This window comes from Desulfolithobacter sp., from assembly GCF_054025815.1.
In genome coordinates, this window is record NZ_JBPMMS010000038.1 from 1 (window position 1) to 20,603 (window position 20,603).

General features: G+C 55.8%; 17 protein-coding genes. 4 read left to right on the plus strand and 13 right to left on the minus strand.

Going from position 1 to position 20,603, the window contains the following annotated elements; genetic code table 11:
* Nucleotides 1-376 precede the first annotated feature (376 nt).
* Together ACXJJY_RS11075 and ACXJJY_RS11080 are read right to left on the minus strand one after the other, a co-directional pair.
* Complete coding sequence (locus ACXJJY_RS11075) at nucleotides 377-1,261, minus strand: sulfite exporter TauE/SafE family protein (protein ID WP_456387739.1); 885 nt, start codon at nucleotides 1,259-1,261, stop codon at nucleotides 377-379.
* Between the two features lie 17 nt (nucleotides 1,262-1,278).
* The gene (locus ACXJJY_RS11080; RefSeq protein WP_456387741.1) at nucleotides 1,279-1,566 is read right to left on the minus strand and encodes a hypothetical protein; all 288 of its coding nucleotides are present in this window, start codon (nucleotides 1,564-1,566) and stop codon (nucleotides 1,279-1,281) included.
* 264 nt (nucleotides 1,567-1,830) lie between these two features.
* Between ACXJJY_RS11080 and ACXJJY_RS11085 the strand changes: the two genes are divergently transcribed.
* A complete protein-coding gene (locus ACXJJY_RS11085; RefSeq protein WP_456387743.1) occupies nucleotides 1,831-3,243 on the plus strand; it encodes an NAD(P)/FAD-dependent oxidoreductase in 1,413 nt (470 codons plus the stop codon).
* A gap of 35 nt (nucleotides 3,244-3,278) precedes the next feature.
* Here ACXJJY_RS11085 and ACXJJY_RS11090 read toward each other — a convergent pair whose 3' ends face one another.
* The 3 genes from ACXJJY_RS11090 to ACXJJY_RS11100 all read right to left on the minus strand — a co-directional run bounded on the left by ACXJJY_RS11090 (nucleotide 3,279) and on the right by ACXJJY_RS11100 (nucleotide 7,182).
* A complete protein-coding gene (locus tag ACXJJY_RS11090; protein WP_456387745.1) occupies nucleotides 3,279-3,782 on the minus strand; it encodes an acyl-CoA thioesterase in 504 nt (167 codons plus the stop codon).
* A 167-nt stretch (nucleotides 3,783-3,949) separates the two neighbouring features.
* Nucleotides 3,950-6,541, minus strand: coding sequence for an ATP-dependent chaperone ClpB (gene clpB, locus ACXJJY_RS11095; protein WP_456387747.1), 2,592 nt, complete (start codon nucleotides 6,539-6,541; stop codon nucleotides 3,950-3,952).
* Nucleotides 6,542-6,846: 305 nt separating this feature from the next.
* Nucleotides 6,847-7,182, minus strand: a complete 336-nt coding sequence (locus ACXJJY_RS11100; RefSeq protein ID WP_326491555.1) for an IscA/HesB family protein — start codon at nucleotides 7,180-7,182, stop codon at nucleotides 6,847-6,849.
* Nucleotides 7,183-7,483: 301 nt separating this feature from the next.
* Between ACXJJY_RS11100 and ACXJJY_RS11105 the strand changes: the two genes are divergently transcribed.
* Together ACXJJY_RS11105 and ACXJJY_RS11110 are read left to right on the plus strand one after the other, a co-directional pair.
* On the plus strand, nucleotides 7,484-8,569 hold the full coding sequence (locus ACXJJY_RS11105) for a 6-phosphofructokinase (RefSeq protein WP_456387749.1): 1,086 nt from the start codon (nucleotides 7,484-7,486) through the stop codon (nucleotides 8,567-8,569).
* A gap of 28 nt (nucleotides 8,570-8,597) precedes the next feature.
* Nucleotides 8,598-9,242: an endonuclease III domain-containing protein gene (locus ACXJJY_RS11110; protein ID WP_456387751.1), complete on the plus strand. Its 645-nt coding sequence runs from the start codon at nucleotides 8,598-8,600 to the stop codon at nucleotides 9,240-9,242.
* 269 nt (nucleotides 9,243-9,511) lie between these two features.
* Here ACXJJY_RS11110 and ACXJJY_RS11115 read toward each other — a convergent pair whose 3' ends face one another.
* The 5 genes from ACXJJY_RS11115 to rnr all read right to left on the minus strand — a co-directional run bounded on the left by ACXJJY_RS11115 (nucleotide 9,512) and on the right by rnr (nucleotide 14,882).
* Nucleotides 9,512-10,333 (minus strand): RNA methyltransferase, encoded by an 822-nt coding sequence (locus ACXJJY_RS11115; protein WP_456387753.1) that lies wholly within the window; start codon nucleotides 10,331-10,333, stop codon nucleotides 9,512-9,514.
* The gene (locus ACXJJY_RS11120; protein ID WP_456387755.1) at nucleotides 10,305-10,826 is read right to left on the minus strand and encodes a hypothetical protein; all 522 of its coding nucleotides are present in this window, start codon (nucleotides 10,824-10,826) and stop codon (nucleotides 10,305-10,307) included. The genes ACXJJY_RS11115 and ACXJJY_RS11120 overlap by 29 nt, the downstream gene beginning before the upstream one ends.
* Before the next feature lie 180 nt (nucleotides 10,827-11,006).
* Nucleotides 11,007-11,873 carry a metal ABC transporter permease gene (locus tag ACXJJY_RS11125; protein ID WP_456387757.1) on the minus strand — a complete coding sequence of 289 codons (867 nt, stop codon included), beginning with the start codon at nucleotides 11,871-11,873 and terminating at the stop codon, nucleotides 11,007-11,009.
* A complete protein-coding gene (locus ACXJJY_RS11130; RefSeq protein ID WP_456387814.1) occupies nucleotides 11,858-12,565 on the minus strand; it encodes a metal ABC transporter ATP-binding protein in 708 nt (235 codons plus the stop codon). Before ACXJJY_RS11130 ends, ACXJJY_RS11125 begins: the two co-directional genes overlap by 16 nt.
* 106 nt (nucleotides 12,566-12,671) lie before the next feature.
* Nucleotides 12,672-14,882, minus strand: a complete 2,211-nt coding sequence (gene rnr, locus ACXJJY_RS11135) for a ribonuclease R (RefSeq protein ID WP_456387759.1) — start codon at nucleotides 14,880-14,882, stop codon at nucleotides 12,672-12,674.
* 261 nt (nucleotides 14,883-15,143) lie between these two features.
* Here rnr and ACXJJY_RS11140 point away from each other — a divergent pair, with 261 nt between their 5' ends.
* Nucleotides 15,144-17,249, plus strand: a complete 2,106-nt coding sequence (locus ACXJJY_RS11140) for a RelA/SpoT family protein (protein WP_456387761.1) — start codon at nucleotides 15,144-15,146, stop codon at nucleotides 17,247-17,249.
* A 292-nt stretch (nucleotides 17,250-17,541) separates the two neighbouring features.
* Here ACXJJY_RS11140 and aat read toward each other — a convergent pair whose 3' ends face one another.
* The 3 genes from aat to ACXJJY_RS11155 form a co-directional block, all read right to left on the minus strand.
* On the minus strand, nucleotides 17,542-18,234 hold the full coding sequence (gene aat / locus ACXJJY_RS11145; protein WP_456387763.1) for a leucyl/phenylalanyl-tRNA--protein transferase: 693 nt from the start codon (nucleotides 18,232-18,234) through the stop codon (nucleotides 17,542-17,544).
* 72 nt (nucleotides 18,235-18,306) lie between these two features.
* Nucleotides 18,307-18,669: a PilZ domain-containing protein gene (locus ACXJJY_RS11150; RefSeq protein ID WP_456387765.1), complete on the minus strand. Its 363-nt coding sequence runs from the start codon at nucleotides 18,667-18,669 to the stop codon at nucleotides 18,307-18,309.
* A gap of 116 nt (nucleotides 18,670-18,785) precedes the next feature.
* On the minus strand, nucleotides 18,786-20,426 hold the full coding sequence (locus tag ACXJJY_RS11155) for an acetolactate synthase large subunit (protein ID WP_456387767.1): 1,641 nt from the start codon (nucleotides 20,424-20,426) through the stop codon (nucleotides 18,786-18,788).
* Nucleotides 20,427-20,603: the final 177 nt, after the last annotated feature.

Here is a 20,603-nt window from a genome sequence, read left to right on the forward strand (position 1 = left end):
ACCAATCACATGAATTGATTTCAAGGATTGGACTTCAACAAAAAAGCCTAACCAGCTCTCACCGGTCAGGTTCGTTTCGGCCCGCTTGAATGCTGTTCAGTTTTCAAAGATCAATCCCGCTTGACCAAGTGGTCAAGTGGTTTGCCACTTTTTGCTTGCAGCGGCAGATACTATAAAGAGCTTTTTTTGTTGTGTCAATCAAAAAAGCTCTTGGTCGAAGCTTTTTTTGTTGCCTGCGAAGTCATCCGCAGCAACGAGGCGAGAAGATACATGGGTTGAGGGACCCTGTCAACAGCAAATGTTGAGGTTTTTCTTTTTCTTCTTTTTCGCGTGGTTTCATGAAAAGTTTTTGTTCCGTTATCTTGCCGGAAATTAGTTAAAAAAGGCCAAGGTAGCGACCAGAGGTAAAAAGGATGCATAAGGCAAGAATGATCTTGATCAGCCTGGCGGGAACAAATCGTTGCAGCCTGGCACCGCAGTACATTCCGACAAAACCACCCAGTCCGAAGAGCATTCCGAGCTTCCAGTCTGGAGCTACAGCCATGTCCGGATAGACCGGGGCCAGGATTTCAAAGATCGTTACTCCTGCCACCGAGGTCAAGAGAGTACCCATCAGGGCTGCTCCGGCAACCGTGTAAACCGGCAGGCCGAAAAAAGAGACAAAAAAGGGAGCGATTATCGCCCCGCCACCGATGCCGTAGACACCGCCGATTATGCCGACAATCAGGCTCAATGTCATGATGCTGGCAGTGGATACGCGGTACCTCGATCCTTTATATATATAGGAGATCGACCTCAGGTTTATGGCAGGTTCGCTGACCACGTCCTCGCCTTTCATGGAAACTTCAGTCGATTTTTTGTCCTTTTTGTTCCAGATGTCCCGGAACAGGCGCATCGCAATGTACAGCAGAACCAGGGCTGCGAATCGTTTGAACATTGCCGGGTCCGGAAGGTATTTGATCCTGATGAAGGCGCCGGCTATCACTCCGGGCAATGTGCCGATGACTACAGCCCAGGTAAGAGGCCAGACCATTCGTCCTTCCCTGACATAGCGATAAACACCGCTTGGAATGGCGACGATGTTGAAGATATGATTGGTGGCGCTGACCGCTGGAGAGTCGAAATGAAGCACCGATACCTGGAAGGGCAGGAGCAGGAAGGCTCCTGATACCCCTCCCATGGAGGTGAAAAGGGAAATCACGAAGGCGACCAGGGGGGGGAGCCAGGGATGTACCTCTATGTCAGCAGTAGGGAAATACATTTTTCCCTGGTCATCTTTCAGTCATCATCCAGCCACCTGCTGAGCGTTTTGACAATTTTTTCGGCCTGAGCCGGACTGGAGATATTGAACTTTGATTTGGGAATATACTTGCCGTCCCTCTTCTGGTAGCGTCGGATGGTGAACTTGTCCGGGCCATATTCTCCCTTGCTGCGGTTGAAATCCTGATACCGGAATAAAATGGTTGTCCAGGCACCTTTGGAAAGAATCTCTTTGTCCAGTTCTTTGACGATCAGGGTGCCGTCTTCTTCGTAGTTGATGCTCAGGTCTTCTATATCGCTGCTCATGACATATCTCCAGGCGGGTTGTTCAGGTCTGCGGGACGATATCTTGTCCCGTTGCAGGATATCGTAGTTCTGAGGCCGTTATAGCACAGCGGCAGAAAAAGACAACTATTGCAACTTGTGGTTGCCAGGGCTTCTGTATGCGTTTACAACGCTGTAGCGTGGCTTGGCCGTCTTTTTCTTGGTGAGCGGCCTGGAGAGCTTCAGTATGCCCGGACAGATCCGGGCAGAGCCTGTGCTTGTATTTCATGGAACCGGGAGAATACCATGCAGAAATCAAAGGGATTACCGCAGTCTGCAACACAGTATGATGTCATCATTGTCGGAGCCGGACCAGCCGGTCTTTTTTCCGCTTTCTACTTGTGTGAACATACCAGCCTCAGGGTCCTGCTGCTGGAAAAGGGCAAGGGGCCTCTCAAGCGAACCTGTCCCATCACTGACAACCGTCTCTGTCAGGAATGCAGGCCCTGTAACATTCTCTGCGGGGTCGGTGGGGCTGGTCTTTTTTCAGACGGTAAGCTCAACTATATCCATAAACTGGGTAAGACCGATCTGACCCAGTTCATGCCGGTGGCCGAGGCCCGCACTCTCATCAATGAAACAGAGTCGATCTTCAATCGTTTCGGTATGGATGGGGTGGTCTATCCCACGGATATGCAGGCAGCCAGGAATATCCGGAAGGAGGCCAAGCGGCATGGTATTGATCTGCTGCTCATCCGGCAAAAGCATCTTGGCAGCGACAGGTTGCCAGGCTACATCACCACCATGGCCGATTATATTACTTCCCGGGGGGTGGAACTCCATACCTTGGAATATGCCAGGGACATTATTGTCCAGGATGGCCGGGTGCAGGGCGTGGTCACCGATCGTGGGGAGTATCGGGCCAGATTTGTCATTCTGGCCCCAGGCCGCGGAGGGGCCGACTGGATGGGACAGGTGGCGGAGCGCTACGGCCTGGGGCTGCACCAGCGCGGCATCGAGGTGGGGGTCCGGGTCGAGGTGCACAATGATATTATGCAGGATCTCTGCGAAACAATTTATGATCCCACCTTTTTTATCCAGACCAATAAATATGACGACCAGACCAGAACCTTCTGTACAAATTTCGGAGGGTTTGTGGCCCTGGAAAACTACAGGCGGTTTGTCTGTGTCAACGGGCATGCCCTCCAGGACAAAAAATCGGAAAACACCAACTTTGCCTTTCTTTCCAAGGTGGTGCTCACCGAACCGGTAACCGACAACCAGGCCTACGGAGAATCCATAGGCCAACTGGCAACACTGATCGGCGGTGGCAGGCCGATTCTGCAGCGGTTTGGTGACCTGCGGCGGGGACGGCGCAGTACCTGGCATCGGATCCGCAAGGGGTACATCACTCCGACCCTGGACAAGGTCGTTTGTGGTGATATTGCCATGGCCCTGCCGGAACGGATTTTGACCAACCTGGTGGAGGGGTTGACCAAACTCAATCGGGTAGTCCCCGGGGTGGCCAATGACGAGACCCTTCTCTATGCACCGGAGATCAAATTTTTTGCGACCCAGGTCGAGACCTCAGGTCCATTGGAGACCAGGATCGAGAATCTCTTTGTGGCTGGCGATGGACCTGGGGTGGCCGGCAATATCGTCTCGGCAAGTGCCACCGGACTTATCCCGGCCAGGGAAATCTGTCGTCGGGCGTCCTGAGGCGCAATATGTAACCGGAGACTTCGGCAGTCGCCTCATGTCGTACGTTGCTGTCGGAGCAGCCTGTCCTGTCGGCGCTGCAGCGCTTCCCGGTTGCGGCGGCGGCTGTTTTGGTCCCGGGGCTCGTAGGCCGGGATGGGGGTGGGGAGGCCGTCGCCGTCCAGAGCGACAAAGGTGAGGTAGGCCGAGGCGATGTGGCGTATAACACCGGTTCTCATGTCCTCGCTTTCCACCCGAACTCCGATCTCCATGGAGGAACGATGGGTCATGTTGATACTGCCCTTGAGGGTGAGCAGGTCACCAATATGGACCGGCCGGTGGAAGTCGATCCGTTCGATGGACGCGGTGACCACGTTGGCCCGGGCATAGCGGGTGGCGATGACAAAGGCTGCGTCGTCGATGAGCTGCATGATGACGCCGCCGTTGACATTGCCCGAAGGATTGGCGTGGTATGGCATCATGACATGGGAAATTACGGCAGTGCCGCACTGGTCCGCGTTGGCGGGAGGTACTGCTCCCGCAGAGCTGGTGATTGTCACTGGCAGGAACCTCGTGCAAAGGTGAATGGGGAATCCGTCCGGTTCTCGGGCGCAGGGAGTCGCGTCGGGCCGCCTGAGTGACGGCATGCCGGACAGAGCCGGAGACAGAAAAGACAGAAGGCCCATCCCGGCAGCATCCGGAATGGGCCTTCTGTCAGCATGGTGTTTTACTGTTTTCTGAACACCAGTTTGTTGTTCAGGCCCTTGTCGACCACGATATGGTCGCCTTCCTTGAACTGGCCTTCCAGGATCTCCAGGGCCAGCGGATCCTCGATATGGCGCTGGATCGCCCGTTTGAGCGGCCGGGCACCAAAGGATGGATCGTACCCCACTTCAACCAGGAACTGTTTGGCCTCGTCGGTGAGAGTGATCGTGTACTTGTGCTCAGCCAGCCGCCTGGCCATCCGGCCGATCTGGATATCGACGATCTGGAGCAGGTCTTCCCTGGTTAGTCCGTGGAAGGTTATGATCTCGTCGATTCGGTTGAGAAATTCAGGCTTGAACTGCTTGTGGAGCAACTCGTCGATCTGTCGGTGCATCTCCTCCGGATCGGTCTGTCCGAGCTCCATGATGATGTGGCTGCCCAGATTCGAGGTCATGATCAGAATCGTATTCTTGAAATCCACGGTCCGTCCCTTGCCGTCGGTCATCCGACCGTCGTCCAGGACCTGGAGCAGGACATTGAATACATCCGGATGTGCCTTCTCGATCTCGTCGAACAGGACTACGGAATAGGGACGCCTCCGGACCGCCTCGGTCAGGGCACCGCCCTCGTCGTAGCCCACATAGCCGGGAGGGGCGCCGATGAGCCGGGCCACCGAGTGCTTCTCCATATATTCGGACATGTCGATACGGATCATCGCGTGTTCTGAATCAAAGAGGAAGTCGGCCAGGCTCCGGGCCAGTTCGGTCTTGCCCACTCCGGTGGGGCCAAGAAAGATGAACGAGCCCAGTGGCCGGTCCGGATCCTGCAATCCGGCCCGGGCCCTCCGGATGGCGTTGGCTACCGCCCGGATGGCCTCTTTCTGGCCAATCACCCGCTTGGAGAGCTCCTCTTCGGCGTGGATAAGCTTTTCCCGCTCGCCTTCCAGGAGCCTGTCCACCGGAATGCCGGTCCACTTGGCCACCACGGCGGCGACATCCTCCGCCGACACTTCTTCCTTGAGCATGGGATGGTCCTGCTGGATCTCGGCCAGCCTTTTCTGTTCCTCTTCCAGTTGTTTTTCCAGCTCGACAATCCGTCCATAGCGGATTTCGGCCACCTTGCTCAGATCGCCGGCCCGCTCGGCCCGCTGCTCCTCCATGTGGGCCTCGTCGATCCGGCTCTTGATCTGCCGGATACGCTGGATCACGTCTTTTTCCAGCTGCCACTGGCCTTTCATGGCGTTGAGCTGATCGTTGAGTTCGGCCAGCTCTTTGTGCAGTTTGTCAAGACGATCCCTTGAGGCCTCGTCTTTTTCCTTTTTCAGGGCCTCGATCTCGATCTCCATCTTGATCTTTTTCCGCTCCAGCTCGTCGATCTCCGTCGGCATGGAGTCGATCTCGATTCGGAGTCGGGAGGCCGCCTCGTCGATAAGATCAATGGCCTTGTCAGGCAGGAACCGGTCTGTAATATAGCGTTGCGAGAGTGTCACCGCGGCAACGGTTGCTGAATCCTGGATACGGACTCCATGGTGCACTTCGTATTTTTCTTTGATCCCGCGCAGGATAGCAATGGCATCCTCTACACTTGGCTCCTCTACAAGCACCGGCTGGAACCGCCGCTCCAGGGCGGCGTCCTTTTCAATGTATTTACGGTACTCGTCCAGGGTGGTGGCGCCGACGCAGTGTAGCTCACCCCGGGCCAGGGCCGGTTTCAACATGTTGGAGGCGTCCATGGAGCCTTCGGAAGCACCCGCCCCGACCAGGGTGTGGATCTCGTCGATAAAGAGGATGATTTCACCGGCTTTGTCTTCCACCTCCTTGAGGACGGCCTTGAGTCGGTCTTCGAATTCACCGCGATATTTGGCTCCAGCGACAAGAGCGCCCAGATCCAGGGAAATAACCTGTTTGCCTTCCAGGGTTGCCGGGATGTCGCCATTGACGATGCGCTGGGCCAGCCCCTCGACAATGGCCGTTTTACCGACGCCCGGTTCGCCGATGAGGACCGGGTTGTTCTTGGTACGGCGGGAGAGGACCTGGATCACCCGGCGGATTTCCTCGTCCCGGCCGATGACCGGATCCAGCTTGCCCTGTCGGGCTGCGTCGGTGAGGTTGCGGGCATATTTTTCCAGGGCCTGGTATTTGTCTTCGGGGTAGGGGTCGGTGACCCGCTGGCTGCCCCGGACAGTGGTCAGGGCCTGGAGAAAGGCGTCGCTGGTTACGCCGAGCCGACCCAGTGAATTGTTCACTTTAAGCGAAGAGTCGGCAAGCATGGCCATGAAAAGGTGTTCCTGGCTGACATACTCATCCTGCATATTGGTTGCGATCTTGAACGCTTCGTCCATCAGTTTCTTGAACTGAGACGAAGCATAGACCTGTCCGGCACCACTGCCGGACACCCTGGGCAGGGCCTCGATCAGCTGGTTGGCCTCCGCAAGGACAACGGAAGGCTCAATGCCCATTTTTTGCAGGACCGGTACAACCACGCCTTCGGGCTGTTCCAGGATTGCCTTGAGCAGGTGCTCGGGTTGGAGCTCCTGGTTGGAGTTGTTCTGAGCCAGGGTATGGGCCGTCTGGATGGCCTCCTGGGATTTCAGGGTAAATTTATCAAGTTGCATATGTTTCCTCCTCTCCTGTTCTCAACCATGTTGGGCAGCGCTGCCCGTTTTTTTCATGTATCGTTGTTCATAGTTTCTTACATATCGGGCACTTTATGTGTCTGCGTCATGAATCAGGTTTAAGAACAAGGATTTGTGTGTTCGAGTTTTGTTCACAGGAGAAAATAAGTCTGTTTTTCGAGGTGTCAAGAATATGGCAGGAAAATTGCTTGGTTGGCCGTGAAACTGGTTTAAGCGCAAAAGATAAAAAAAGGCCCCTGCCGTTTCCGGCAGGGGCCTTGTGCTGACGAGCTGTGACAGGGTTATCAGCCGCAGGATCCTGACCCGCAGGAGCCGGAGCTGCATCCTCCTCCACCGCCTACCGGGTTGGTCGAGGTGATGGAGAATCCGGAGCGGTAGCCGGCATCGATAAAGTCGATCTTGATATTGCCACACGAAGAGAGTAGTCCCTGTTCCACAAGGAATGTCAGACCGTCTTCTTCGAACTTCTGATCGTTTTCTTTAGGCTCATCCAGAGCCAGACCCAGCGAGGGACCGGCTCAGCCGCCCTGCATCAGGGCGACCCGGACCGCCGAGTCAATGTTGTTTTGTGAGAGATAATTTTTTAAGTTCTGGATTGCAGAACTTGTCACTTCGAGCATGACATCCTCCTTGCAGTATTGAAAAATTCCAGCATCCTGATTCAGGATGTAGTTGTCTCTATTTTAGACTGTATAAGATACGTCACTTCACTCCGGAAGTCAACTGTAAATGAAAATGATTCCTGCCGTACCCTGGTGAGGTCCACGAAATTTTCCCTCCAGGAATGTTTTTGTGCGGGCAAGATTGCCTTGGGGACGGGCCCTGGCGTAGCAAAAGAGGTTGCCAAAAGGTGGGCTACTTCCTACAATTGAGACAACCATTCGGTATCAGGTATATTTCACATAACATCAAGGGGGAGGCATGCGCAAGATAGTTATTTCCACAGGTGGAGGAGATGCACCGGGTCTCAACGCTGTTATCCATGCGGTGGTCAAGTCGGCTTCCATGCGGGGGTGGGAGGTCTACGGCAGCCGCAGCGGCTACCGGGGCCTGCTTGACTATGATGACCTTGTCCGCCTGACCCCCAAGGAGGTGGAGGGTATTACCCCCATCGGGGGTACCATTCTCGGCTCGACCAATAAGGAAAATCCCTTTGCCATGCCGATTACCAATCTCGCCGGTGAGGTTAAGGTGGTGGATGTCTCCAACCGGGTGATGGAAAACTTTAAACGGATGGGATTCTATTGCCACATTGCCGTCGGAGGAGATGGCAGTCTGGAGATAGCCCACCGGTTTGCCCAGAAGGGGATGCCGGTCATCGGGGTCCCAAAGACCATCGACAATGATCTTGAGGCTACTGACCGGACCTTTGGTTTTGATACCGCGGTGGCCACCGCCACCGAGGCCCTGGACAAGCTCCATTCCACAGCCAAATCCCATGACCGGGTTATGGTGGTAGAGGTTATGGGGCGGGAGTCGGGCTGGATCGCGCTCTACTCTGGGATCTCCGGGGGAGCCGATGTTATCCTTATCCCCGAGATTCCCTTTGATATCGATAGGGTCTGCGAAAAGATAACCGATAACGAACTCCACGATAAACACTATTCCATTGTTGTTGTGGCCGAGGGGGCCAAGGCCAAGGACGGCACGGTTGTCGTCAAGGAAAAAGGGGAACTTGGGCGCCAGGAGGTAGTGTTGGGCGGGATCGGAGAACGGGTGGCCCGGCAGATTCGGGAAAAACTGGGAAAGGATACCAGATCCCTGGTTCTTGGACATCTGCAGCGTGGTGGTTCGCCAACCACTTTTGACCGGCTGCTCGCCCTTCGTTTTGGTGCGGCCTCTGTTCGGATGGCTGAGGCCGGTACTTTTGATCACATGGTGGCCTGGACACCTCCGGTCATGTCAGCAGTACCCCTCGCCGAAGCGGTCAGCTCCCGTAAGATGGTTGACCTGGAGAGCGACAAGGTCCTGACAGCCCGGGAAATCGGTATCTGTCTGGGAGACTGAACCCGGTTGAAAAAACAGGACCTAAAGCATGACGACAGCCCGCCTTCTCGAGGAAATATATACTCGTCTTCTTGACCATTTCGGCCCGCAGAACTGGTGGCCTGGTGATACTCCGTTCGAGGTCATGGTGGGGGCGGTGCTGACTCAGAATACCAGCTGGCACAATGTGGAAAAGGCTGTCACCAATCTCAAGGGTGCCGGGCTGATGAGCTTTGAGGCCATGGCAAACCTGGACAGGGAAAGTCTGGCCGCATATATCCGGCCGGCCGGATATTATAATATCAAGGCCGGGCGGCTGCAGAATCTGTTTGCCCATATCAGGGACAACTGGGGTGGAGACCTGGAGTCTTTTCTTTCTCTGCCCAGAGGACAGTTGCGGGAAGAACTACTCGCGGTCAAAGGTATCGGTCCGGAAACAGCGGATTCCATTGTCCTCTATGCTGCCGGGCAGCCGGTGTTCGTTGTTGACGCCTATACCCACCGTATCCTTTCCCGGCATGAGGTGGTCGATGAAAGTTTCGGCTATTACGAGCTCCAGGAGCTGTTCATGGACAACCTTGATGAAAACGTGGCGCTGTTCAACGAATATCACGCCCTGCTGGTACGGGTGGGAAAAGAATTTTGCAAGAAGTCCAGGCCCAACTGTGCGACCTGTCCCCTGGAAGGGCTCTAGGTTATGTGATTGTCATCAACATTCAGAAAGATATTTTTTTTGATTACCACCGAAACTCAGCACCGGTGCGGAAAAGGATAACATCGCTTTGCCATGGAAAAACTATTTGTCAGGGAGTACCAATGAGAGGCCATTTTTTTCACAGTCTCCGTGAGAATGGCGATATTATCTCCCGGCTCAGCCATTTTCTGAATTTTGATGGTAATCACATATTTTTTTGGACAGGGGACAACCTTTCTCCTGGTCAGGTTGCGTGTTCATCTCAACCGTTATTTCACTGATTCCTTTTCGTGCCAGAGCAGTTTGCGGCAGATGCCGCGGATCATGCTTGCCTCCTTTTTCTTGAGTTTGACCCGGCTCAGGAACTGGCGGATGTTGCGCATCCAGTAGGTACGGTTGGTATCATGGAGAAAGGTGATTCTGGTCAGGGCTTCCTCGATATGCTCATACATGCCCTCGAGTTCAAAGGAGTTGGCATACTCGGCATCCGCAGGCGGATGGCTCATGGTTCCGGTCAGGGCCATGGAGAGTTCGTAGCAGTGAATGGCCACAGCCTGGGCTAGGTTGAGGGAGGAGAAGTTGACAGTGGGAATGGTGGACTGGAACTGGCAGAGATCCAGGTCCTCGTTGGTGAGTCCGGTGTTCTCGGGCCCGAACATAAGCGCTATGCGGTTGCCGCCCCTGACCAGGGGTGCCAGTTCTTCCATGACCTCCCGGGGCGTCTTTTCCAGCACGCGATGTCGGCCCTGGCGGGCGGTGGTCCCGACGATGAACTGGAATGGCTCGGCTGCGGCCGCAGTGGTTCTGGCAAGTTGCAGGGAATGGATGAGATGGGCGGCCTTGTGGGTGGCCATCTTGAGCATCCGTTCCTGCTCAGGTTCTTCCCGGCTGACAACAATAAGCTGCTCGATACCGAAATTGCACGCAATCCGTGCCGAAGCGCCAATGTTTTCCGGGTAGCGCGGGCCGACAAGAATCAGGGCCGAACCGGGAACTATGCCGGGTCGCTGAGCATCAGGGTCCATGGCAGGTGTGGGAGAGTGGCCTTTGGGCAGGGGACTTTCAGGAAGATGCAGGGTCTTCCAGTTCAAGGGTCGATTTCTTGTCCCTGGCCCTGTCTGAGTCACTACCGGTCAGGCTCGTGGAACCCTTGAATCGCTTGAAAAAGGGAATAATGCCTTTCTCGGCATTTTTCATCTCTTCTTCAGCTTCTTTCAGGGTGATTTGCCAGGCCGGAGCAAAGCCGGGCGCCTTTTCGAACATGATGTCGATGGCCTTCTGGTAGATATGGGCCTGGCGGATCTCCTGCTTGCCCGGTTTCTGGTTGAGGACCTGGACCATATTGCGGAGATTGTCCCTTTCCTGTTTGAGGCGCTCCATCTCTTTCTTGCGCCGCTCCATCTCTTCCGAGTCGATTTCCAGCTTGGTGTGCAGGTGTTCGCGCAGTTTCCTGATGTCTCTGTGCAATTTTCTGATGGTCAGCTGACCGCGCAGCCACATGAAGAGCGCAAATAACAGGAGCAGAGTGGGCACCAGGGCATAGGGGTTGGTAATGATTTTTGTGATCCAGCTTGTCTCTTCCATGGGAAGTACCTCTGTCGGAAAAGGAAAATTATCATGCCCATGTCCGGGCGGGTGCTGAACTCTTTTTTCAAAGAGCCGCGGTTCCGAGCGAAAAGTTTCGTCCGGGCACAGGCCGTTTCTCCGCTTCTGAGAAGTCAAGCGGAAAACCACATTCATCTTTATTTGAAAAGCGGATTTTCGTCAAGGCAAAGATCCAGAGAGCTTGCCGTGCCGGAGGCCTAGACGCTTCAGGAGGCCACTGGTTGCAAAGATGGCCGCGCAGACAAGAATGATGGTGGCCCCGGTGGGCAGGTCCGGTCCATAACTCAGGGCCAGCCCCCCGCCGGTGGCCAGCATGGAAAAAAACACGCTGACAAGCATCATGGCCGGTAACCGGGAGGTGAGCTTTGAGGCGGCTGCTGCCGGCAGGGCAAGGAGCGCCACCACCAGGACGATACCCACCACTTGAACCAGAAGCACCACGGTCAGGGCAACCAGGCAGAGAAACAGGGTGTTGTACCGTTCGACCAGGACACCGGTGAGACGGGCGAATTCCTCATCAAAACCAAGGGCCAGCAGGCGCGGGTAGCAGAGATACATGGTTCCCAGGACCAGCAGGTCGAGCAGGGTGATCAGCAGCAGATCGGCGCTGGAAACCATAAGAATGTCTCCAAAGAGATAACTCATCAGGTCCTCGTTGTATCCTGGTGTCCGGGCGATAAAGAGGATGCCAATCGCCATTCCCACGGCCCAGATACCGCTCAGAACACTGTCCTGGCGTGCTCTTGTCCGGTGCTGCAGGAAGGAGATGGTAAGTGCCGCCGCAAGGGCAGCCAGAATGGCGCCCAGGAGCGGGCTGAACCAGTCGATGTCCCGGGTTTTCTGCAGGTAGCGGGCAATACCCATGCCTCCCAGCGTGCAGTGGGCAATGGCCCCGGTGACATAGGTCATGCGCCGGACCGTAACGTAAGAGCCGATGATGCCGCAGGCAACCGAGGCCAGCATGCCGGCCAGCAGGGCATGCTGGAGGAAGGTGAACTGCTGGAAGTCTCTCAGGAACTGGAGCATGAGTGCCCCTCCGGCGAGCAGCGGTGATCGTGGCGGATCAAGGCCATATCCCGTCCGTAAAGATCAATGATGTTGTGGCCGGCCAGTTCGCTGGTCGGATGGATCTGGACCTGCTGGTTGACACAGACCACAGAGGTTATCTGCTGGTTGACAAAGCCGATGTCGTGGGACACCACCAGGATGGTCATTTCCTGGTTGAGCTGGTGCAGTATGGCGTAGAGTTTTTCCCCGGCCCTGGAGTCCACGTTAGCCGTGGGTTCGTCAAAAAGGAGCATCTCGGGCTCCCCGGCCAGTGCCCTGGCGATGAGGACCCGCTGGCGCTGGCCGCCGGAAAGATCGGCAAAAGGATGGTGCGCATATTTAATCAGTTCGACCCGATCCAGGGTCTGCAGGGCTTTTTTCTTCATTTTTCGGGGCAGGGGCCCCAGGCCGCTGCGGCCGGCCAGCCCCATGAGTACCACGTCAAGAACCGAGACCGGGAAACGGTCATCAAACTGCATGTGCTGCGGCACATAGCCAATCCGGTGGGCCACTTTTTCCGGTGGCTGGCCAAAGACCATGATCGAGCCCTGGTCCGGTTTGAGCAGGCCAAGAATGAGTTTGAGCAGGGTGGTCTTGCCGCCGCCGTTTGGGCCGATGATACCAATCATCTCCCGCTCATGGATGACCAGACTTACGTTTTCGAGAATCATCCTTTCCCTGTAGGAAAAGCTGAGATTCCGGATGACGATAACCGGTTTTCCCGGCCGGGCTTTCTTTTTGGTCATGCAGTTCCTCTGCTGGTGGCTGGGGATCGGGTCAGCCCGCCTGTCTGTCGGCGGTGTCGGCAGAGATGGAAAAGGTGAGACGTTTGGCCAGTATATCCACACGATCGAGCCGAACCCGGAGCAGGTCTCCCAGTTGGTAGGTGATACCGGTGCGTTCGCCGATCAGCCGGTTGGCCCGGCTGTCATGGATGTAATAATCGTTTTGCATTTCCTGGACCGGGACCGCGCCGCTGATGAAATATTCCAGCAGCTCCACGAACAGGCCAAAGGGGGTGACCCCGGAAATAATGGCATCAAAGGTCTCGCCAACCCGGTCTTTGAGGAAGAGGGCATTGAGTCGAGACTGGACGTTGCGTTCGATAGTTATCGCGATCCGCTCCCGTTTCGAGAGATACAGGGCCGCATCGGCCAGGGTGGTGCCCTTGGGAACAGGCGGTTTTTTCCTTCCCCCCTTTTTCCTGGTCAGGAGGTGCTGCAGGGCCCGATGGGCGACCAGGTCGGGATAGCGGCGGATGGGCGAGGTGAAGTGGAGATAATACTCTGCTGCCAGTCCGAAATGGCCCAGGTTTTCCGGTGAATAGCGGGCCTGCTGCATGGTACGCAGGAGGAGATTGTTGATGACATACTCGGCCGGTGATTTGTGGGCCTCGTCCAGGATCCGGGCGAACCACGCCGGTTCGTTGGAGGTCTTCGGCAGCTCCAGGCCCAGGGACTGGGCCGCCTCGGTGAATTGCTCCACCTTGGCCGGATCCGGGTATTCGTGTACCCGGTAGAGGACCGGCTCTCCGGCCTCGGCCATGGTCTGGGCCACGGCCTCGTTGGCGGCCAGCATGTACTCCTCGATCAGCTGGTGGGCCTGGTTCCGTTCGGCCCGGGTGATGGAGATGATCTTGTCGCCGTCGAGCTGAACAAAGGGTTCCGGGATGTTGAAGCCGAGGCTGCCCCTGCGCCTGCGGCGATCAAAGAGCAGGGTGGCCAGCCGTCTGGCATTGTCCAGCATGGGCAGCAGGTGACGGTACCGGTTGCGCACCTGGTTGTCCCGCAGGTACAGGATGGCATTTACCGTGTTATAGGTGAACCGCTGGTGGGAGCGGATCATGGATTTTGTATATTTTTCTCCGATCCGGTTCCCTTCCCGGTCAAAGTCGAGAATAGCGGTGAAGGCGGGTCGGTCCTGCTCAGGAACCAGGCTGCAGAGATCGTTGGAAAGTCGTTCCGGGAGCATGGGCAGGACAAGGTTGGGCAGATAGACACTGGTGCCCCGCTTATAGGCCTCTTTATCGATTATCGAACCCGGGGTGACATAATAGCTGACATCGGCAATGGAAACATAGAGCCGGTATCCACTGGTTGTCTCCTCTACCGCAATGGCATCGTCGAAATCCCTGGCTGTTTCGCCATCAATGGTGACATGCTGAATATGACGCAGGTCGGCCCGATCTTCGTCACAGGTGGTCAGGGGTTCGAGAGCTTCTGCAGCTTCCAGCACTTCCTGGGGAAACATGCGGTCCAGCTCGAATTGTTCGATGGCCATCCGGATCTGTACAGGGACAGAAAGCGGATCGCCCAGCACCTTGAGGACCTTGCCCTCGGGAGGGTGACTGCCGGTGCCGTAATCGATGATTTGCAGGAGCACGGCCTCTCCATCTCGGGCGCCGTGTGTCTTGGAGCGCCGGACGGTGACCGTGAAAGGCAACTTCTCATTGTCCGGGGTCACATGGCCCATTTTGCCGGCCGCGGTGTAGATCCCGCAGATTCTGGTCAGACCACGTTTGATCACCTTGACCACCCGACCCTCAAGGCGGCCCCGCGATTTGCCGATGATCCGGACCAGAACCGTGTCTCCGTGGCTGGCACCGTTCATGTGGGACTGGGCAATGAAGATGTCATTTTTTCGCGGTGTTGTATCCTCCACTGTGGCAAAGCCAAATCCCCGGGCATTGACGTCCAGAGTGGCGGTGAGGAGTCCTGCATCGCTGGCCAGAAGAAATTTTTTGCCCTGCTGTTCCAGCTTGCCGGAGCGGACCAGGCTGTCGAGCAGGTCGCGAACAGTTTGTCGCTGCATGCGGGGCAATTCCAGGTCAGACAGGATATGGGCCAGTGAAGCTCCCTTTTTCAGAGAGCTGAGAAAGGCCAGAATTTGATCCGCAAGCTGAATCTGTCCGGAGGCTGTTTTGCCGGAGTGTTTGATTTTGGTGGAAGTGTGGGTGGTTTTACGACGTGATGATCTTTTTCTTGGCATGTAGGGATGTTGTTTCTCTTGATTCTTTTTTATTTGCTGACAGGCAGTGGGGCTATTGGGAATCTTCCGGTAACCGGCCTGTTTTTTCTTTGTTCACCGTCGCTCTTCTGCTACAGTGTGCAGGTTGCGTGGTGTGCTGTTCGTGTCTATTGTACACCATTGGCAGAAATCATGCAGAAGGAATTTTTTCGGGGCAAAACCGTGGCAACCGGCTGAATGGTGCATGATGGTTATTCTATCGATTCGGGTGTGTGGCGGAGTATGCAGTATCGGAAGTTTGATATCGAAAAATATCGTCAGGAGATGGCCTCCTTTATCGGCACCGGGCCAGAGACCAGTGTGTTCTGGGAGGCATTGGATTTTTCCTGTCAGGCCCATGAAAACCAATGGCGCCGCTCCGGTGACCCCTATATCATGCATCCCTGCCATGTGGCCAAGATCCTGGCCGAGGAGCTCGATATCCGCAACGCGGAGATCCTGGCCGCCGCTCTGCTCCATGATACCATGGAAGACGTGGAGTATGTGACCGCTGAGTTACTGCGCAGGAAGTTCGGAGCCAATGTGGAGGCCATCGTCGAAGGGTGTACCAAGGTTACCCATTATACGGGCGACAAGCAGACCTTCAAGAAGCTGGTTCACCGCAAGATATTTTCCGGGGCAGCAGCCAAGCCGGAGGTTATGGTAGTCAAGCTGGCCGACCGGCTGCACAACCTGCGGACCCTGTCATCCATGCCCCGACGCAAACGCCAGAAGATAGCCGACGAGACCCTGGATATCTACGCCCCACTGGCCACCATCCTCGGGCTCTTTGCCATCAAGCGTGAGCTCTACAATCTGGCCCTGGCTTACAAGTTTCCCCGAAAGGGCAACAAGCTCCAGCTTCATATCAACAAGCTGCGTAATGATCCCAAGGTCCTGACTATCCGTGATCAGGTTCAAAAGGCCCTGGACAGAGATGGGATCAACGCCACGGTGACTCTGAGAACCAAGGGGCTGTGGGGCTATTACGATATACGCCACCGAATCCTGATAAAAGAGATTGAAAATCCCCAGGAGTTTCTCATCGTTGCTGCCAGCCGGGGAGAATGCTACCAGGCCCTGGGAACGCTCAACAGCATCTACCCTCCCATACCCCGCACCATCCGAGATTTCATTGCCAACCCTAAACCTTCCGGTTACCAGGGGCTCCATGCCCGGGCAAACATCGAAGGCCGAAAATTTCTTTTCAAGATACGGACCGAGGAGATGGCCCGCCGGGCCCAGCGAGGTCTGGTTCGAGATTGGACCGCAGGTGGTAGGGATCGCAGTCGTTTTGTGCGAGAAATCAAGGAGATGTTTGATATTCTCGGGAGCGAGGACTCGGTGTCCTACCGGGATATGATTGCGGCCAGCGGCCGCAAGGAGATTTACACCTATACTCCCCAGGGTGACCTCATCTGTTTGCCGGTGAATTCCATAGTGCTTGATTTTGCCTTTCGGGTCCATACCGCCATCGGCCACACCTGTCTTGCCGCCCTTGTCGGTAACCGCAGAGTTGAACCGGATACGGTCTTAAAAGACGGGGACGTGGTGAAGATCATCCGCCAGGAGGCTCCGGTTCGCTTTGACCCGGATATTCAGAAACTCTGCCAGACTCCCCGGGCCCGTTCCGAACTGGCCAAGGCCTTCCGCCAGCGTCGTCAGGCTGTTTCCCGCGAGATCGGTCGCTCGGTGCTCGAGCAGGAGATGCGCCGCTACGGCCTGCCTCTGGATGTGGTCAAAAAAAAGGGAATGGCGGATATTTTGGTCTATTTCGGGATCGACTCCATGGAGGATCTCTATCTTCAGGTGGGCGAGGGGAGGGTCCGGCTGCGGGAATTAATCTACGAGATGCGCCACGGGTTATATGCCGGCCGCGAGACCCTGCAGCTTCCCACGGGCGTGTTTAACAGGATCGAACTGTCCACCGTGGATCCGGTGGTGGTCAAGTCCTCGGCCTGTTGCAAGCCGTCACCGCTGGACAAGGGGGTTATCGGTTTGCTGAGCGAACGGGGACTTTCCCTCCACGGCAAAGATTGTCACCGGTTGCAGAAGTTGAAGTTCCAGCGCGAGGATGCAGTAGAGGTGCGCTGGAAAATGCGGGAAACCAGGGTGAGCAAACAGCAGAAGCTCATTATCCTGGCCGCCACCAGGCATAGGCTGTTCATGCTCCTCTCCGTGGCCCCGGAGGAGATGAAAATCGACGATATTGTTGCCCTGGGCGGCACCCCTGGCGGCGAGCAGGCCTGGGAGGTGAATTTTCGGGTGGCCAATCTCCAGTCCCTGAAGAAAATCATCAGGCTTTTCCACCGCTCAAACCTTCCTTACGAGTTCGATCTCGAACAGTAATATATTGAAATCACAAGGTTCGTTCTTGTCTGCCCAGGGAAGTTGTCTTTTTCGCTTGACAGACACAATGTGGTAGTTATAGTAAGAGTGAGTTCGGATATGTAACGGCCTGAAAAGTCAGCGCCGGTACAGGTGTTCTTCCCCCCTTGATCGATTTCGAAAAGACAGGAGCCGGCCAGTTGCTGGAGCGCTCTGGAATTTCGGGAACGTGTTGCCAACTTTTTCAAGGGTAGAGGTAATACCAGCGAACCTCCTCCTTCCTGGCGGGCGCCTGTAGCAGTCGACTTTCCTCCTAGTCGGTCAAGTGCAGGCGCCATTTTTTTTGTGGTCGCAACCCGTCAATATATCTGTCAAGCAGGTCCTGAAATTTTTCTCTGGAGACTTCCCGGGCCCCGAAGCGGAGCAGGTGATCTGTGGTCATCTGGCAGTCAATCATGGCAATTCCGGTGGCGATTGCGTGCTCGACCAGGGCTGCCAGTGCAACTTTGGAACTGTCGCGGATCCTGGTGAACATGGATTCGCCAAAGAAAACCCGGTCCAGACAGACTCCGTACAGCCCGCCCGCCAGGGTATCGTCCTGCCAGCACTCGATGGAGTGAGCGTATCCCAGTTCGTGGAGGAGGCTGTATGCCTCGATCATGTCCCTGGTTATCCAGGTTCCCTCACCGGATTTTTCCCTCAGGGTACCGCAGGAGTTGATCACATCCCGGAAAGCCGTGTCTGCTGTAATCCGAAAGATTTTTCTGCGCATGGTGCGGGCCAGGCGGCGGGGCAGATGGAATTTTTCCGGAAAAAGCACCAGGCGTGGGGCCGGTGACCACCAAAGGAGCGGTTCCCCTTCGGAATACCAGGGGAAAATGCCTTCGCGATAGGCGGCCAGAAGGCGGGTTGGAGAGAGATCGCCTCCGACGGCCAGAAGGCCGTCGGGTTGGGCAAGGTCAGGGGGCGGGAAGAGAGGTTCCTTTGGCAATTGAAAGACAGGCATGGTCGCTGGTGAAGGATGTTCAGGAACCGGAGAAGTCGGCCTGGCGCAGGAAGGACGCTGTTGCCGTAGGTCTCAGGCCAGTCCACAGGTGTGGTTTTCTATGAAACGCAGCAGTTTCTGGCGCTGGTTTGGGGTGAGGTCGACAAATTTGATGGAGCTTCGTTTACGGACAAGAGGAAGAAAACTGACTCTGGAATCTACCGTTTCCTCGTAGACCGTTTCGCCGGTCAGGTTAGTAAGCAGAAAACCGGTTTCGCTGAAAAAGATGCCCATGTCCATGTCCTGGGCATCCTGCATGTCGTTATCGTAATACTCGAATGCCATGCCGCCCAGACTGATGTTGATGACCGGACCGACAATTTGATCATTGATGGCAAGGGTTCCCTCCTTCACAAGAAACCGAGGGTGACGGCGGCGCTCCTGGTCCGGTTGCATACCTGTTCTCCTTGGGCTGGGGGACGGTTGTCGAGCAGAACCTTTAAATGAAATATACCTGCCGGGACCATGGTTGTCAACTGGCTGAAGTCCCATGCCTCCTGCCGGGAGTGGTCTTATATGATGCAGCTTTTCTGTCGCAGTTCCTCTATGAGAACGGTTTGGTTTTCCCGGTAGTCTACCGGCAGGTCGATAAGATGGATCCCAGGGGAATTGAGACACTGGTTGAGCAGGGTGCCGAGCTGCCCTTTCCCGGTCACCCGATGCCCTTTTGCTCCATAGCTTTCCGCGTAACGGACAAAATCTGGATTGCCGAAGTCAAGGCCAAATTCAGTCAGGCCCATGCCCGCCTGTTTCCAGCGGATCATACCCAGTCCGTCGTCGCGCAGGAGGAGAACCGTCAGGTCGAGTCCCAGCCGAACCGCGGTCTCCATTTCCTGGGAATTCATCATGAAGCCACCGTCTCCGCAGACCGCTACCACCTTCCTGTCCGGGTTGAGCATCTTGGCTGCAATGGCCACCGGCAATCCGGCCCCCATGGTGGCCAGCGCATTGTCGAGCAGGACCGAGCAGGAGCAGGTGGCCCGGTAATTCCTCGCGAACCAGATTTTGTACATGCCGTTGTCCAGGGAAAGAATGGAATCCTCGGGCATGATGGCCCGGATCTCAGCCACCAGGCGCTGCGGGGTATAGGGGAAAAGATAGGGTGGCTGTGCCTGATAGACGTTTTTTTCTATGGCCAGGCGAATACGCTCGAAATAACCGTCCCCGCCCAGTGAATCCGGGCGGATGAGCGCGCTCAGTCCGGTCAGGGTGTTGCATATGTCTCCGATGATTTCGTGCTGGGGAAAATAGACCTGGTCAAGGGCCGCGCTGAAGTAATTGAGATGGATGACCCGGACGCCGTTTCTGGTCATGAAAAAAGGTGGTTTTTCCACCACGTCGTGGCCAATGTTGATGATGACATCGGCATGGTCAATGGCACAGTGGACATAATCCTGGTCAGAGAGGGCCGCACAGCCCAGGGACCGCTGATGATATTCGTTGACCACGCCCTTGCCCATCTGGGTGCTGAAAAAATAGATCCCGGTCCGATTTATGAAGTCCTCAAGGGCTCTGCATGTCTTGCGGCGGTTGGCCGCGGCTGCAATCAGGAGCAGGGGATTTTTGGCCTGCTGGATAATGTCCGCCACTTCTGCCAGAGCCTCTGGACCGGCCTGGGGCGGTCGGGGCCTGGTTACAGGAAAGACATCGGACTCGGCAGGTTCGGAGGCGATATCTTCGGGCAGCTCCAGGTGGACCGGACCCGGTTTTTCCTCCACCGCCACCCGAAAAGCCTCCCGGACCAGGGCTGGAATGGAGTCGGCTCCGACGATCTGTTTGGTCATCTTGGTGATAGGTTCCATCATGCCTACCACGTCGATGATCTGAAACCGGCCCTGTTTGGATTTTTTGATTGGTTTCTGGCCGGTAATAAACAGGACCGGCATGCCGCCCAGCAGGGCATAGGAGACCGATGTGACAAAGTTGGTGGCCCCGGGGCCAAGGGTTGCAAGGCAGACTCCGGGCTGGCCGGTGAGCCGGCCCCAGGTTGCGGCCATGAAGCCGGCAGCCTGTTCATGTCGGGTCAGGATCAGTCTGATCGAGGATGTACGCAGGGCATCGAGAAAGGCGAGATTCTCCTCCCCTGGGATGCCGAAAATATGGGTAACCCCTTCGTTTTCAAGGGATTTTACAAGTAGTTGGGCGCCATTCATTTACTGTCTCCAGTCATAAACTGAGGTTTTTTCAGGATACATTCCCAAAACCCATTGTACACGGAAAAGGGCTGAACGAAAACCGGTGGAGGAATAAATCTCAATTTACAGTCCCTGTCCAGGAGGGTTGGTAAAAAACAGAACTCTGAGGAAAATTGTTTACAGAGTACGATAATT

Excerpts from the sequence above, each read along its gene's own strand:
- ACXJJY_RS11075 (WP_456387739.1), bottom strand. The coding sequence starts at position 1,261 with ATGTATTTCCCTACTGCTGACATAGAGGTACATCCCTGGCTCCCCCCC.
- ACXJJY_RS11080 (WP_456387741.1), bottom strand. The coding sequence starts at position 1,566 with ATGAGCAGCGATATAGAAGACCTGAGCATCAACTACGAAGAAGACGGC.
- ACXJJY_RS11085 (WP_456387743.1), top strand. The coding sequence starts at position 1,831 with ATGCAGAAATCAAAGGGATTACCGCAGTCTGCAACACAGTATGATGTC.
- clpB (WP_456387747.1), bottom strand. The coding sequence starts at position 6,541 with ATGCAACTTGATAAATTTACCCTGAAATCCCAGGAGGCCATCCAGACG.
- ACXJJY_RS11105 (WP_456387749.1), top strand. The coding sequence starts at position 7,484 with ATGCGCAAGATAGTTATTTCCACAGGTGGAGGAGATGCACCGGGTCTC.
- ACXJJY_RS11110 (WP_456387751.1), top strand. The coding sequence starts at position 8,598 with ATGACGACAGCCCGCCTTCTCGAGGAAATATATACTCGTCTTCTTGAC.
- ACXJJY_RS11120 (WP_456387755.1), bottom strand. The coding sequence starts at position 10,826 with ATGGAAGAGACAAGCTGGATCACAAAAATCATTACCAACCCCTATGCC.
- ACXJJY_RS11125 (WP_456387757.1), bottom strand. The coding sequence starts at position 11,873 with ATGCTCCAGTTCCTGAGAGACTTCCAGCAGTTCACCTTCCTCCAGCAT.
- ACXJJY_RS11130 (WP_456387814.1), bottom strand. The coding sequence starts at position 12,565 with ATGATTCTCGAAAACGTAAGTCTGGTCATCCATGAGCGGGAGATGATT.
- rnr (WP_456387759.1), bottom strand. The coding sequence starts at position 14,882 with ATGCCAAGAAAAAGATCATCACGTCGTAAAACCACCCACACTTCCACC.
- ACXJJY_RS11140 (WP_456387761.1), top strand. The coding sequence starts at position 15,144 with ATGCAGTATCGGAAGTTTGATATCGAAAAATATCGTCAGGAGATGGCC.
- aat (WP_456387763.1), bottom strand. The coding sequence starts at position 18,234 with ATGCCTGTCTTTCAATTGCCAAAGGAACCTCTCTTCCCGCCCCCTGAC.
- ACXJJY_RS11150 (WP_456387765.1), bottom strand. The coding sequence starts at position 18,669 with ATGCAACCGGACCAGGAGCGCCGCCGTCACCCTCGGTTTCTTGTGAAG.
- ACXJJY_RS11155 (WP_456387767.1), bottom strand. The coding sequence starts at position 20,426 with ATGAATGGCGCCCAACTACTTGTAAAATCCCTTGAAAACGAAGGGGTT.